Raw genomic sequence first — 13,263 nt, forward strand, 5'->3', positions numbered from 1 at the left:
GAAGCAACAAGCAGGTCCCTCGCCTTCGGCTCGGGATGACAGGCAAGGATTCGCTGACCTAAGTCGATGATCCATCGAGAGAAAAACTGGGGATAGCTCAGGATGAATCGCAACCTATCGAATCAACGCATACGCCTCGGCAAGATCCGCCACGATCCGATGCCCCAGCGCGCGTGTCGCGTCATCGGGTTCGATCAGATCCGGCACCTGGATCGGGGTCATGCCTGCCGCCAATGCCGCGCGCACGCCGAACGCGGAGTCCTCGAAGACCACGCAGCGGGCGGGATCGACGCCGAGTGCAGCGGCGGCCTTGAGATAACCCTCGGGCGCGGGCTTGGGTTCGGTGACGTCGCTGCCGGTGACCACGATCTCGAAGAACGAGGCGATGCCGCTGGTGGCGAGCTTGCGATCCGCGCGCAGGCGCTGCGTGGACGTGACCACGGCGCGCGGCACCGCACGCGCCTGCAGGTCAGCAAGCACGTCGCGCACGTACGCATGCAGCGGGATGCCGTCCTCGATGCGCTGGTGGTAACGCACGTAGCAGGCTTCGCGCAGCGCGCGCACCTGGTCCTCGTGCATCGTGCGCAGCATCAGCGGCACGTAATCCTTCTCGTGCATGCCGATCATGCGGAACCACAGGTCGTCGTCGACCTCGACCTGCAGGTCAATGGCGGCCTCGCGCCAGCAGTCGATGATCGCGCGCTCGCTGTCGAGCATGAGGCCATCCATGTCGAACAGCACCGCTTCGGGAACGAAATCGACCGGGCTCATGCCGTCGCTCCGGCAAAGAGCGCGGCGCGGCCCGCGTCGTCGAGGATGCGCCACTGCCCGTCCGGCAGGTCGCCCAGGGTCAGTCCGCCTACCTGCGATCGATGCAGCGCTTCCACGTGGTTGCCGACCGCCGCGAACATCCGCCGCACCTGGTGGTAGCGGCCTTCGTGCAGGGTGAGCCGCACGCGCTGCGCGTCGAGCACGTCGAGTTCGGCGGGCAACAGCGGCGTCTGCTCCGATTCCAGCATCAGCGTGCCGCTGGCGAAGATCGCGGCCTCGTCGCCGTTCAACGGCCGCGCGAGGGTCGCCTCGTAGACCTTCGGCACCTTCGCCTTCGGCGAGATGATCCGGTGCAGCAGCACGCCATCGTCGGTCAGCAGCAGCAGGCCGCTGGTCTCGCGATCGAGCCGGCCCACGGTCGACAGCACCGGATCGCGCAGCTTGAAGCGCGACGGCAGCAGGTCGTAGACCAGCCGGCCCTGGTCCTTGCTCGAACAGGTCACGCCGACCGGCTTGTGCAGCATCAGCAGCAGGCCGGGCGCGGGATCGAGCGGTTCGCCGTCGACGCGGATCGACTCGTGCGCCGCATGCACGTCCAGCTCGTCGTCGGCGTACAGCACTTCGCCATCGGCATCGGTGATGCGGCCTTCGCGGAACAGCGCCATCACCTGCTTGCGGCTGCCGTAGCCGAGGTTGGCGATGCGCTTGAGGATTTTCACGGCCATGCGGTACTCATTGTTTGATGGCTTCGATGATCTTGAAGCCGTCGGCCTGCGCCACGGTGCGTACACTGGCGAACCGCGCGTCGAGGACCTGTTCGTAGGGAAGATGGCGGTTGGCGACCAGCCAGAGTCGTCCGCGCCGATTCAGTGCATCGGCCGCAGCGGCGATGAACGCGCGACCGATGTCGGGGCGATCGGCGCGGCCCTGCGCGTGGAACGGCGGATTGCTGACGATCACGTCGTAGCGCTGCGGCAGGCCAGTCGTCACGTCGTGCCAATGGAAGTCGACCGGCACCTGCGCCTCTGCGAGATTGGTCCTTGCCAGATCGAGCGCACGCGCCTCGGCTTCGTACAGATCGAGCGAAACGATGCCCGGGCAGTGCCGCAGCAACGCGCGAGAGAGATAGCCCCAGCCCGCGCCAAGGTCTGCGGCGCGACCGGCCAGATCGTCGGGCAAGTGCGCGACCAGCAGTGCGGACGCGGCGTCGATGCGATCCCAGGCGAACACGCCGGGCCGGGAAACGAAGGCGTCATCGGTGTCGGGCATCAGCATGCGCGGCGCATCCAGCGCGGACCAGCGCGACAGCAGGTCGGCGTCGATGCGCGCGGGATCGGGCGTCGACCAGAACACACGGCAGTGCTGCTTCGACAGGTTGCCGGAGAGGCCGCACAGCGCCTTGAGATCGGATTCGCCTGACTTCGCGCCTTCATCGTTGGCCATGCAGGCGACGATGGTGCCGCCCGGTGCGCACTGCGCGACCGCGCGTGCGAACAGGGCTCGGGCCTCGTCGCGCTGGCGCGGCGGCAGCGCCAGCACCAACGGGTAGTGCGTGTTCCGGTCGACGCTCGCATCGCGGACCGTCCAGCCGTCGCGTTCCAGGGCATCGGCGGCGGGCCGGAAGCTCTGCTCGCAGATCAGCCTCGGCCGGGTCGCTGTGCGCAGGGCCACGCCAGCGCGTGCCCTGAGAAACAGGGCGCCACCGGCCTGCGGCCACGCCAGCACGTCGGTGTCGAACGGCAGGCAGAGGATGTCGAGGGCGGGATCGCCGTGGTCAGCGGCCATGGCGGCGGGACTTCTGCGGAGCGGGCATCCGCGCATTGTAATGCCGGCTGTGAGGTTTCCCGCCCCGCCGCGAATCATGTGAGCATCCCCGCCACGACAGACCCGCTCGCCGTGATCGCCACCGCCCACGCCATGGATGCCGCCCGCCAGCGCTTCGCCGACCTGCTCGACGCCCATCGCGGCATCGTGTTCAAGGTCGCGAGTACCTATTGCCGGCACCCCGACGACCGGCAGGACCTCGTCCAGGAGATCGCCGCGCAGCTGTGGCGTGCCTGGCCCGGCTATGACAGCGAACGCAGCTTCTCGACCTGGATGTACCGGATCGCGCTGAACGTGGCGATCTCGCACGTGCGCAGCGCCGGACAGCGCGCATCTCACGTGCCGCTGGACGAGCCCCACGATCCGCACCCGAGCCTGTCGGTGGACGACCACAGCACGGCGCACGAACAAGACGAACGCATCGCCGCGCTGTATGCGGTGATCGACAGCCAGCCGCCGCTGGATCGCGCGCTGCTGATGCTGTGGCTGGACGAACGCAGCCAACGCGAGATCGCCGAGGTGCTGGGCCTCAGCGAAAGCAACGTCTCGACCAAGCTCAACCGGCTCAAGCAACGCATCCGTGAACAGCTGTCCGACAACACGTCGACGGCTTCCGATCTTTCCTGACCTCCCCCACGAGGCGACACACGACATGATGGACACGACCATGGAACTCGACGATCTCAAGCAGGCCTGGCAGTCGCTGGACCGCCAGCTCCAGCGGCAGAACACGCTGCAATTGCAGCAGTATCGCGAATCGAAACTGCGCGGCATCGGCAAGACGCTACGCCCGCTGTTCTGGGGCCAGCTGGTGCAGATGGCGTTCGGCCTCGGCTTCGTGGTGCTTGGTGTGTGGATGTGGCGTATCGGGCATGGCGTCACGATGCCGCTGTTCGTCGCCGGCATCATCAGCCACGTCTACGGTATCGCCGCGATCATCGCCTCGGGCGTGATGCTCGGCCACATCGCGAAGATCGACGCCAGCCTGCCTGTGGTCGAGGTGCAGCATCGCCTGCTGCGCATGCGCAGGGCCTATCTCATCAGCGGCATGGTGGTCGGCCTGCCATGGTGGGTGCTGTGGGTGGTGCCGCTGTTCGCCATCGCCGCACTGCAGGCGATGAAGGCCGGTGGCAGCGCAACCGACATCCCGATGTGGCTGTGGCTGTGCCTTGCCGGCGGCACGATCGGTCTGTTCGGCACGCTGGTCTTCCACCACTGGCTGCATCGCCCGGGACGCGAAGCCCTCGCGAAGCGCATGGACGACGGCGCCGCCGGCGGCAGCCTGCGCCGCGCGCAGGCGCAGCTCGACGAGTTGAAGCGGTTCATGGCGGAGTGAGGCGTGCACTGCGCCGCTTGTCAGAGGCTTGAGTGGGCGAGCTTGCGCACATCGTTGCCTGTCGATAAATTCGCGTCGTGAGGATCAGCGCCTGCCCCGACAGCGGAGGCAGACCCATTGAAGGGTGGCGATAACCGCTGCACCGTGACCCATGATCCTCAGCCTCATCCCGTTATCGGGTGATGGCGCCTCGTAGGAGATTCCTCGGGCCTCCGATGCCTGCGTCTATCGTGGGTCGTTCGGACTGCCCGGGTCTCGCCTGCGAGGGAGTCCAACATGTCCATCCGCAATATCCGCGCCCGCGCCTTCGACGCACAGCAAGGCCTGTGCTTCTACTGCAATCTCCCCATGGCCGCATCGCCTGAAGAACTCCAGTCGTTCGCCAGAGCGCATGGACTGAAGGCGCGAGAAGCTCGCGCCCTGCTCGCAACCGCTGAACATCTTCATGCCAGAAGGGATGGCGGTGGAGATTCACCCGAAAACATCGTCGCCGCACACCATGTCTGCAACAGGCGCAGGCATCAGGCACCAAGACCGAAGTCCCCTGAAGAGTATCGGTCCAGGGTGCAAAGGCGTTGCAGGAACGGAAAGTGGCACAGCACAAGGGTGTTGCGGCTGATGCCACTCCATCAATGCCCCAGTTGAAGTCGCTGCCTCGTCACGCGCGGCAACGGCTTCCCACCCTGCGCACCTCCGACCGGCCGTTGCAGCGGCGGCAGTGGACGACTGACGAATCGCGGCCTGCGCGGACCATATTCCGGCAGGTCGCTGCCGGCTTCATGGGCGCCGATGTCCGGCGCCACGTCGAGGAAACCGTCGTTGATGTTCGGAATGACCTGGCCGGCATCGAGCACGCTGCCGCGCGCAGGACGCAGGTCCTGCGGTGCGTAGCGGGTCAGCGGCGAGGACGGTGCGGCGATGGCCTTGGCGAACACCGCACGCGAGGCCTGCACAGCGTGCACCTCGGTGGTCAGACCGCGCAGCGAGGCCAGCGAGCTGAAGCTGGTCGTGGCGAAGCGGCCCTCGAAGCGACCGGTCTCGGAGCCGAAGGCGTCGAAGTCGAGGCTCGATCCGTCGACCACGAGGTCGGCGATGGCCAGCACCGCGCCGGTGCCGTTGTCGAAGCCGTTGTACGTGCCGGGGAAACCGCCGAGGAACAGATTGTTGCGGGTGAGCAGGCGCGACACGCCGACGCCGGGATACAGGCCGAAGGCATCGCCGGCCTTGACGATGGTGTTGTGCAGCAGCACGTCGCCGCTGCTGCCGCGATACAGCTTGAACGCCACGTGCGGCACGTTGTACGCGACGTTGCGGACGAAGTAGGTCGGGCCGCCGAGGCCGGGCTGCGAGGAGAAGGCAATGAAGGCGTTGGTGACGCGATTGCGCAGGATCCGGCAATTGTGGAAGCAGAAATCGGCTTCGATGGCATCGTCGGCGGCCTCGCCCAGTTCGTTGCCGATGATGTCGATGCTGTACTGCTCGCGCGCTTCGCCGTCTTCGAGCAGCGAGATGTTGTCGCGGAAGCCGCTGACGCGGTTGTGCGCGATCACGTGCCCGGGCCCCGTCACCAGGATGCCTTCGCCGCGATTGATGCCGCTCGCACCGAACGCGTCTTCCCGCCATGGCGTGGTGCCGTTGACCACGTTGTCGGCGATGTAGGCGTTCTCCGCGCGCAGGTAGCTGACGATGCCGTCGCCGCTGAACTGCGTGGCGCTGGCGCTCACCGTGCACCGGGTGATGCTGATGTGGTTCGAAGCGTTGAAGCGGATGCGGCCGTTGACCGTGAGCGATTCAAGATGCACATGGCTCCGGTTGAACATGCCCAGTTCGCCTTCGATCACCGCGCCGGGCTGGCCGCGGATCACGATCGGCCGCGCGGCGGTGCCGTCGCGACCGAACACGAAACCCGGATACGTCCCCGGGCCGAGCAGCAGGATGTCGCCGGGTTGCGCATTCGCGATGTTCACCGTCAGGTCGCCGGGCGTGACCGGCTTGATCACCGCATCGGTCGCCGGCCGGGGCACGCTGCGCGTGGTCGCGGTGATGACACGGGTCTCCTGCCCGCCGTCGGGGTCGGACAGCGACAGTTCGATCTCGTAGGTCGTGCCCGGGCGCAGGTCGAACAGGCTGCCGGAGTGCCGGTTGGCCCATTGGAATCCCTGGTTCAGTCCCGCCGGGATGCGCCGCAAGGGCATCGCCGCGCGCCACAGCGTCTCGCCCTGCGCGCGGTAGCGCACGTTGACCACGCCGTTGCGGTTGCTGTCGCCGCCGATCGCCCATTCGAGGGTCAGCGACTGCAGGGTCGGATACGGCGCCGTGGTGGCGCCGGGCGTGGTGGCGTTCTGGGTCTGCGCATGGACGGGCGACACGAGGCCCGCGATCGACAGCAACACCGCCAGCCAGGCGGCACAGGATGGACGAGCCCGCGACATCTCCGATCTCCCTTCACGACATGGCGGATCCCCCGCGTGGCAACTTAGCAGCCCCGGCCTCGCCTCGACAGTGAATCGCGACACGAAGCGGGGCCCGGACGCCGCGAACGGCGCCCGGATTCAGTGCGGGGTCATCGCGACATCACGCCGTCGCTCAGGCGTCGAGCTCGCGCAGGGTGATCGACGGCGGCGCGTCCAGCACGCGGCGCGTGGCGAACAGGCCGGCGACCAGCGCAGCCGCAATGCCGATGGCGGCACCGGTGGCGGCCATGCCCCAGTCCGCTTCCCAGGGCAGGTCGAAGACCTGGGTCGCGACCACGCCCGCGAGCACCGATGCGGCCACCGCCGCGACCACGCCGGACAGCAGACCGATGGCCGCGAATTCCGAGGCCTGCGCCAGGCGCAGCTGGCGGCGGCTGCCGCCGAGGGCGCGCATCACGCCGCCTTCGCGCAGGCGCTCGTCCTGGCTGGCGCTCACTGCAGCAAGCAGCACCAGCACGCCGGCCGCCAGCGAGAACCAGAACACCACCTGCACCACGCGTGCGACCTGGTCGCCGATGCTGCGCACCTGGGTCAGGATCGCATCGACGTCGATCACGGTGAGGTTGGGATAGCGTTCGACCAGTTGGGCGGTGAAGCGCGGACGCGTGGGCGGCACCTTCACGGCGGTGATGTAGCTGCCAGAATAGCCTTCGAGCGCACCCGGCGAGGCGACGACGAAGAAGTTCGGCTTGAAGCTTTCCCATTCGACCTTGCGGAAGCTGGTGATCGTGGCTTCGAAGCGCTGGCCGGCGATGTCGAAGGCGACGCGGTCGCCGATCTTCCATTTCAGGCGTGCGGCGAACTCCTCCTCGACCGACAGCTCCGGTTTCGCCAGCCGCTTCGCCGGCCACAGCTTGCCTGCGGTGACCTGGTTGTCGTCGCCGAGGCTCTCGGCGGTGGACAGATTGAACTCGCGTTCGGCGAGGCGACGCGCGCGTTCGCCGTCTTCCGCGTACTGCGCGCCGGTCACCGGCTTGCCGTTGTGCTCGACCAGGCGGCCGCGGATCATCGGATACAGCGTCGGCGCGGCGATGCCCTGCTCGGTGAGGAAGTCGCGCACGCCGGTCATCTGGTCGGGCTGCACGTTGACGATGAAGCGGTTCGGCGCCTCGTCGGACAGCGACAACCGCCAGCGGTCGATCAGGTCGGTGCGCACGAAGGTCAGCAGCAGCAGCGCCATCAGGCCGAGGCCGAGCGCGGACACCTGGGCGATGCTGGTGCCGGCGCGACGGCTCACGTTCGCCAGGCCGTAGCGCAGGCTGCCGCGCAGCCGCGAACGCGCGCGGCGCACGACGAGGATCAGCGCCCAGGCGATCGACGCCAACGCGGCCAGCGTGGCGACGATGCCCAGCAGCATCACGGCGCCGAGCGTGGCCGAGCCGGCCTGCCACCACAGCAGCGCGCCGAGGCCGGAGAAGCCGGCCAGCGCGACCAGCCAGGCGCTGGGCTCGGCGACATCGAGGTCGCGGCGCAGCACGCGCAGCGCGGGCACGCGACGCAGCGCCAGCACCGGCGGCGCACCGAAGGACAGCAGCACGACCAGGCCGACGCCGAGGCCCTGCAGCGCAGGGGCGAGGCTGGCCGGCGGGATCGAGACCTTCAGCAGATCGGCCAGCCACAAGCCGATGCCCCATTGCAGCGCATAGGCGATGGCGACGCCGATGCCGCTGGCGAGCACGCCGAGGATCAGCAGCTCGCCGATGTGGATCGCGGCCAGCGTGCGCTGGCTCGCACCGAGGCAGCGCATCACCGCCGCGCCGGACAGATGGCGTTCGCTGTGCCGGCGCGCGGCCATCGCCACCGCCACCGCCGCGAGCACCACCGACACCAGCGCGGCGAGGCCGAGGAAGCGGCTGGCGCGATCGAGCGCGGAGCGGATCTCCGGGCGCGCATCGGCGATGGTTTCCAGGCGCTGGCCGCGACCGATCGCGGCCTTGGCGGTCTTCACGAACGATTCGACGGCAGCGGGCTCGCCGGCGATCACGAGCTTGTAGCCGGCGCGGCTGCCGGGCTGGATCAGGCCGGTCGAAGGCAGGTCGGACAGCGGCAGGAAGACTTTCGGCGCGACGTTGAAATAGTCGATGGCGCCGTCGGGTTCCTGCAGCACCACCGCCGCGAGTGTGAACTCGCGCTCGCCGATGCCGATGCGGTCGCCCGGCTTCGCATCCAGCTGGTCGGCACCCGCACGACTGAGCCAGAGCGTGCCGGCGGCCGGTCCACCGACGACGTCGCGCTCGCCACGCGCATCGCGGATGCGGAAACCGCCGCGCAGCGGAAAGCCGTCGCCCAGCGCGCGCAGTTCGCCCAATTTCAGGCGTGCGGCTTCGCCGGCGCCGACGCGCACCATGGTCGGCATCTCCACGGTTTCGGTGCGCTTGAGGCCACCGAGGTTCGCGGCCTCGCGGATGCGACCGGCGATCGGCGCGTCGCCGCGCACCACCGCATCACCGCCGAGCAGGCGATTGGCTTCGCTGGCGAGCATGCGTTCGGCCCGATCGGTGACGAACCCGACCGCGCTCACCGCGACCACCGCCAGCACCAGCGCGGCGACGAGGATGCGGATGTCGCCGGCCGCCAGGTCGCGCCGCAGCTGGCGCCAGGCGAGGGAGAAGAGCCTCATGCGCGGCCTCCTGTCGTTTCAGTCACGAAAGGCAAATCCCCCCTGCCCCCCTTTTTCAAAGGGGGGAAAGCATCGGCACCGATCTGGAACAGGGAGAAAGCATCGCTGCGACCTTTCTGCTGCAGGCCGGTCGTCGCCATCGCTCGCGATATCGAATTCTTCGAGCGCCTCCGCTGTCGCCCCCTTTGCAAAAGGGGGCCGACGGCCGCGCAGCGGTCGGCGGGGGGATTTGCTTCTGCGCTGGACACCATGCTCATGCCGACACCAGCCGCCCGCTGTCCAGGCGCAGCACGCGGTCGCAGCGCTCGGCGAGATGGTCGTCATGGGTGACCAGCACCAGCGTGGTGCCGGCGTCGGCGTTCAGGCCGAACAGCAGTTCGATGATCGCCTGCCCGGTGCGGGTGTCGAGGTTGCCGGTGGGTTCGTCCGCGAACAGCAGCGACGGCCGGGTGACGAAGGCGCGGGCCAGCGCCACGCGCTGCTGCTCGCCGCCGGACAGCTGGCGCGGATAGTGGTTGAGGCGCTCGCCCAGGCCGACGCGGCGCAGGATCTCGCGCGCCGGGCCCTCGACATCGGCGTCGCCGCGCAGCTCCAGCGGCAGCATCACGTTCTCCAGCGCGGTCAGGGACGGCAGCAGCTGGAAGCTCTGGAACACGAAGCCGACCTTCTCGCCGCGCACCTTGGCCCGGCCGTCCTCGTCGAGGGTCGACAGCGGCGCGCCGTCGAGCAGGACGCGGCCGTCGCTGGGGGTGTCGAGCCCGGCCATCAGCGCGAGCAGCGTGCTCTTGCCCGAGCCCGAGGCGCCGACGATGGCCACGCTCTCGCCCCGGGCGATGTCGAAGCCGACCCCGTCGAGGATGGTCAGCTCGCCCGAAGGCAGCCGGACCCGCTTGCCCAGCCCCTCCACCCGCAGCGCGGGCGGCGCGGACCCCGGAGCTCCTGCAGGCGTGGCTCCGGCAGGCTTGGCCCCGGCGGGGGTGGCGTCGTCGGACGGCGGCGTGGCGGCCTCGGGGGTCAAGGTCATGGGGAGCTTCCGGGGGCAGGGGTCGAACTGGGGATATTGGGCGAAGGCCCCGGGGACGCAAGCCCGCCGGGACCCAACTGATGGCATGGACGGGCGGGACGGGGTGGCGGATGCAGCGGCGGCGGGCGACCATCCGGGCATCCCCCGCCGGAGGCGCACCTTGGACAACACCCCTTTCCACATCGCGCGCCTCGCTTCCGACGACACCGGCACCTTCGCCGACCTCAACACCTGACCTGCCGTCGGCGCATGCGAACCGCTACCCTGCCCACACCCCCTCCGCCCCAGCCGTCATGACTCGACACCCGATCCGCCGCCCGCTCGCGTTGCTCGCAGCCCTCGCGTCACTGGCCCTGCCCGGCCTCGCGCTCGCCGACACCTATCCCTGCCCCAACGGGCCGGGGCCCGGAGACCGCCAGATCGGCGTGACCGGCGGCTCGCACGGCATCGCCGCGATTCCGCTGTGCGCGTACGGGGATCAGGGCAACGGCGGAGAAGAAGACGCGCCGCAACAGCACACCCCCGCGCCGGACCCGATGCGCCTGCGCATCGACGCCAGCCTGTCGGCGCTCACCGCGATGGTCGCGAACATGGAGCAGCAGGCCGCGCTGCAGCGCGACCCGAAATACAAGCGCTACCGCGAGGGCTTCTGGGACCACTTCCAGGCCAGCGCGACGCCGCGCCCCGGCCAGGGCTGCGTCGCGATGTTCGCCAATCTCGACGGTGCGGTCGCGGTGGCCGGCCCCGGCGGCGAATACACCGGCGCGATGCTGGTCTTCTGGGGACTGGATGTGCCGAAGCCCGACAAGGTCGCCACGATCTCCGTCTCGCTCAACCAGTTCGACGGTCCGGTGCAGACCGTGAAGGCGCTCAACTACACCCTGCCCGGCGGCACCGCCGGCGCCATCGCCTTCACCGTGCCCACCATCGATGCCGCGCTGGAAACGATGGTCGACCGCCAGCCCTTCGAACTCTCGATCAAGGGCCAGCCGGTGATGAAGATCGAATGGCACGGCGGCCACGCCGCACGTGACGCCCTGCGGGCGTGCGTGAAGGGCAAGCGTTGAGCGACCTGCCGATCTCGCAGGAGCGACGCAAGTCGCGACGCTTTCACGCTTCACAATGCTCGAATCAAGGAGCGTCGCGACTCGCGGCGCTCCTGCGAAAGCAGTGCGTCCTGCCTTCTGCACGCAGAGGAAGGACGCACGCTGTCAAAACCCTCACTCGATCCGCACATCATCCAGCACGAAGGCGAACGCGCCCACGGGATTGCCGGCGGTGAAGGCCAGGCCGCGCACGCGGCTGAGGTCGGCGCCGGGGAAGTTCTTCAAGGGCACGCGGACTTCGGTCCAGTCGGCGGTGGTTTCGAACATCTGCATGCTCGGCATCTGCTGGTTGCCGTGGAACAGCATCAGTGCGTAGCGGCGGCCGTCGCCGCGGACGCGAAAGACCAGGTCCTTGCGCGAGGACAAGTCGGCGAGCTGCATCGGCACCTTCGACGGGAACACCATCGCGCCGGACCACGGGAAGGCGAAGCCGGGCTTGATTTCGCCGCTCACTTCCAGCGCACCGGCGCTGCCGTTGGCGCCACCGGCGATGCGGCGGATCTGTCCGGTCGATGCGCCACCGGCCATCCTGTCGGTGGTCGGCATCCAGCCGGCACCGAAGTTCGCGGGGACCATGCCCGGCGCGTTGCCTGCAGCGTCCGCATCGAAATCCGACAGCACGGTCTGCGCCGGCAGCGCTTCGCCGGCCGGGCTCGCGGCCTCGCCGGCGACCGGGCGCGTGCGCTCGACCGCGTAGCCGTTCTTCCACACCGTCACGATCGCGCGGCTGGCGCGGATGTCGGTGGTCGGATCGCCTTCGACCAGCACGAGGTCGGCGCGCAGGCCCGGCGCGATGCGGCCGCGATCGGCGAGATCGAAACGACGCGCAGGCACCGAGGTCGCCGCAGCGAGGGCTTCGCTCGGCGAAAGGCCGGCGCGGGTCAGCAGTTCCAGTTCGCCGTGCATGCTCACGCCGTGCGCGGTGCCGGGATTGCCGGCGTCGGTGCCGGCAAGCACGTCGACGCCGGCCGCGTGCAGCGCGCGCACGTTGGCGATGGCGTCGGCGAGCACCGCCGGGTGCGGATCGCCCGCGCCGAAGGTCGCCTTCAGGCTGTCGCGCTGTTCCTTCGTCAGCCACGGCGAGAGCTTGCCGTCGTCGACGAGCTTCGCACCTTCGCCGGCCTGCGCCATGGTGCCGAGCACCGACAGCGTCGGGATGACGAACGCCTTGCGGCGCTTCGCGGCGGCGACGAAGGCCGCGTCGGCGGGTTCGCCGAAGATGTGCACGAGGCCGTCGGCACCGGCCTCGATCGCGGCGGTGCCGTCGCGCATGCGCGAGACGTGGACCACGGCGAGGCGCTTGCCGGCATGCGCGGCGTCGATCGCCTCCTTCGCCTGCGCGTGGGTGATCGTCGGGATGCGTCGCGTCTCGCTGTGCGCGCTGAAGTCTTCGAGGATGATCTTGATGTAGTCGGAACCTTCGGCGATGCGGCCGGCGACGAAGGCAGCGGGATCGCCGTCCTTGTCCAGCGCCGGCACCTTCATGCCGTACTGCGTGCCGTGGCCGCCGGGCGCGGTGACGGCAGCGCCCGCGCTCCACAGGTCGGCCTGCTGCGTGCGTGCCAGGGATTCGCGCTCGCGCTTGAGGTCTGGCAAGCGGTTCCAGTCGCCCAGCATGTCGAGTTCGGCAGTGACACCGAAACGCAGCGCATCGGTGCGGGCTTCGCCCCAGCTGTGCGCGTGCGCGTCGATCAGGCCCGGATACAGGGTCTTGCCGCTGCCGTCGACGCGGGTCACGCCAGCGGGCGCGGCGGCCTTGCCGCCGATGTCGACGATGCGGCCATCGATGACCAGCACGCGGGTGTTGGACAGCACGCGACTGCCGTCGAACACGCGGACGTTGTCGATCAGCACGTCGTTGGCCGGGTCGTTGTCGCGCATCGGCGAGGCGGCCTGCGAGCCACCGGAGAGCGAGGCCGCGATCGCGACCGCGATGGCGGTGGCGGCCGCGAACGGCAGCCGGCGGGAAGGGGTGGACAGGGACATGGGTGGACTCCTTGGTGGGGGACCGCGTGGGCGATGGAGGGACAGGACGATCCAGTGCGGCCGATGTGACCGGCCGCATGCGGGATCGGAACGAGAGGGGACGGGGCCGGGCGGGATCGGAC

Annotated in this window: 11 protein-coding genes; 4 read left to right on the plus strand and 7 right to left on the minus strand. The window is 69.2% G+C overall.

The window, feature by feature from the left end; all coding sequences use genetic code 11:
• Window positions 1-114: 114 nt before the first annotated feature.
• From ACFQ0E_RS01900 to ACFQ0E_RS01910, 3 genes are read right to left on the minus strand one after another with little or no spacing between them, the layout of a single operon-like run.
• The gene (locus ACFQ0E_RS01900; protein WP_386822010.1) at window positions 115-771 is read right to left on the minus strand and encodes an HAD family hydrolase; all 657 of its coding nucleotides are present in this window, start codon (window positions 769-771) and stop codon (window positions 115-117) included.
• Window positions 768-1,490, minus strand: coding sequence for a pseudouridine synthase (locus ACFQ0E_RS01905; RefSeq protein WP_386823996.1), 723 nt, complete (start codon window positions 1,488-1,490; stop codon window positions 768-770). Before ACFQ0E_RS01905 ends, ACFQ0E_RS01900 begins: the two co-directional genes overlap by 4 nt.
• Window positions 1,491-1,503: 13 nt before the next feature.
• On the minus strand, window positions 1,504-2,556 hold the full coding sequence (locus tag ACFQ0E_RS01910; RefSeq protein WP_386822011.1) for a class I SAM-dependent methyltransferase: 1,053 nt from the start codon (window positions 2,554-2,556) through the stop codon (window positions 1,504-1,506).
• Window positions 2,557-2,688: 132 nt separating this feature from the next.
• Here ACFQ0E_RS01910 and ACFQ0E_RS01915 point away from each other — a divergent pair, with 132 nt between their 5' ends.
• From ACFQ0E_RS01915 to ACFQ0E_RS01925, 3 genes are all read left to right on the plus strand, one after another.
• Window positions 2,689-3,222: an RNA polymerase sigma factor gene (locus ACFQ0E_RS01915; RefSeq protein WP_386823997.1), complete on the plus strand. Its 534-nt coding sequence runs from the start codon at window positions 2,689-2,691 to the stop codon at window positions 3,220-3,222.
• Window positions 3,223-3,262: 40 nt separating this feature from the next.
• Window positions 3,263-3,931, plus strand: a complete 669-nt coding sequence (locus ACFQ0E_RS01920) for a hypothetical protein (protein WP_386822012.1) — start codon at window positions 3,263-3,265, stop codon at window positions 3,929-3,931.
• Window positions 3,932-4,279: 348 nt separating this feature from the next.
• A complete protein-coding gene (locus tag ACFQ0E_RS01925; RefSeq protein ID WP_386823999.1) occupies window positions 4,280-4,576 on the plus strand; it encodes an HNH endonuclease in 297 nt (98 codons plus the stop codon).
• On the opposite strand, the gene ACFQ0E_RS01930 is transcribed toward ACFQ0E_RS01925, so the two are convergent.
• The 3 genes from ACFQ0E_RS01930 to ACFQ0E_RS01940 form a co-directional block, all read right to left on the minus strand.
• Complete coding sequence (locus ACFQ0E_RS01930) at window positions 4,561-6,363, minus strand: hypothetical protein (protein ID WP_386822013.1); 1,803 nt, start codon at window positions 6,361-6,363, stop codon at window positions 4,561-4,563. The genes ACFQ0E_RS01925 and ACFQ0E_RS01930 overlap by 16 nt on opposite strands.
• Before the next feature lie 154 nt (window positions 6,364-6,517).
• Window positions 6,518-9,025, minus strand: a complete 2,508-nt coding sequence (locus ACFQ0E_RS01935) for an ABC transporter permease (protein ID WP_386822014.1) — start codon at window positions 9,023-9,025, stop codon at window positions 6,518-6,520.
• Between the two features lie 253 nt (window positions 9,026-9,278).
• Complete coding sequence (locus ACFQ0E_RS01940) at window positions 9,279-10,049, minus strand: ABC transporter ATP-binding protein (RefSeq protein ID WP_386822015.1); 771 nt, start codon at window positions 10,047-10,049, stop codon at window positions 9,279-9,281.
• A 293-nt stretch (window positions 10,050-10,342) separates the two neighbouring features.
• On the opposite strand from ACFQ0E_RS01940, the gene ACFQ0E_RS01945 reads away from it, so the two are divergent.
• Window positions 10,343-11,116, plus strand: coding sequence for a hypothetical protein (locus tag ACFQ0E_RS01945; protein ID WP_386822016.1), 774 nt, complete (start codon window positions 10,343-10,345; stop codon window positions 11,114-11,116).
• 153 nt (window positions 11,117-11,269) lie between these two features.
• Here ACFQ0E_RS01945 and ACFQ0E_RS01950 read toward each other — a convergent pair whose 3' ends face one another.
• Window positions 11,270-13,141, minus strand: coding sequence for a CIA30 family protein (locus ACFQ0E_RS01950; protein WP_386822017.1), 1,872 nt, complete (start codon window positions 13,139-13,141; stop codon window positions 11,270-11,272).
• Window positions 13,142-13,263 lie beyond the last annotated feature (122 nt).

It is taken from the genome of Lysobacter brunescens (genome assembly GCF_042677005.1).
Taxonomy (GTDB): domain Bacteria; phylum Pseudomonadota; class Gammaproteobacteria; order Xanthomonadales; family Xanthomonadaceae; genus Lysobacter_I; species Lysobacter_I brunescens.

Coding starts and splice junctions, on each gene's coding strand:
- ACFQ0E_RS01900 (WP_386822010.1), bottom strand. CDS start 771: ATGAGCCCGGTCGATTTCGTTCCCGAAGCGGTGCTGTTCGACATGGAT.
- ACFQ0E_RS01910 (WP_386822011.1), bottom strand. CDS start 2,556: ATGGCCGCTGACCACGGCGATCCCGCCCTCGACATCCTCTGCCTGCCG.
- ACFQ0E_RS01915 (WP_386823997.1), top strand. CDS start 2,689: ATGGATGCCGCCCGCCAGCGCTTCGCCGACCTGCTCGACGCCCATCGC.
- ACFQ0E_RS01920 (WP_386822012.1), top strand. CDS start 3,263: ATGGAACTCGACGATCTCAAGCAGGCCTGGCAGTCGCTGGACCGCCAG.
- ACFQ0E_RS01925 (WP_386823999.1), top strand. CDS start 4,280: ATGGCCGCATCGCCTGAAGAACTCCAGTCGTTCGCCAGAGCGCATGGA.
- ACFQ0E_RS01930 (WP_386822013.1), bottom strand. CDS start 6,363: ATGTCGCGGGCTCGTCCATCCTGTGCCGCCTGGCTGGCGGTGTTGCTG.
- ACFQ0E_RS01935 (WP_386822014.1), bottom strand. CDS start 9,025: ATGAGGCTCTTCTCCCTCGCCTGGCGCCAGCTGCGGCGCGACCTGGCG.
- ACFQ0E_RS01940 (WP_386822015.1), bottom strand. CDS start 10,049: ATGACCTTGACCCCCGAGGCCGCCACGCCGCCGTCCGACGACGCCACC.
- ACFQ0E_RS01945 (WP_386822016.1), top strand. CDS start 10,343: ATGACTCGACACCCGATCCGCCGCCCGCTCGCGTTGCTCGCAGCCCTC.
- ACFQ0E_RS01950 (WP_386822017.1), bottom strand. CDS start 13,141: ATGTCCCTGTCCACCCCTTCCCGCCGGCTGCCGTTCGCGGCCGCCACC.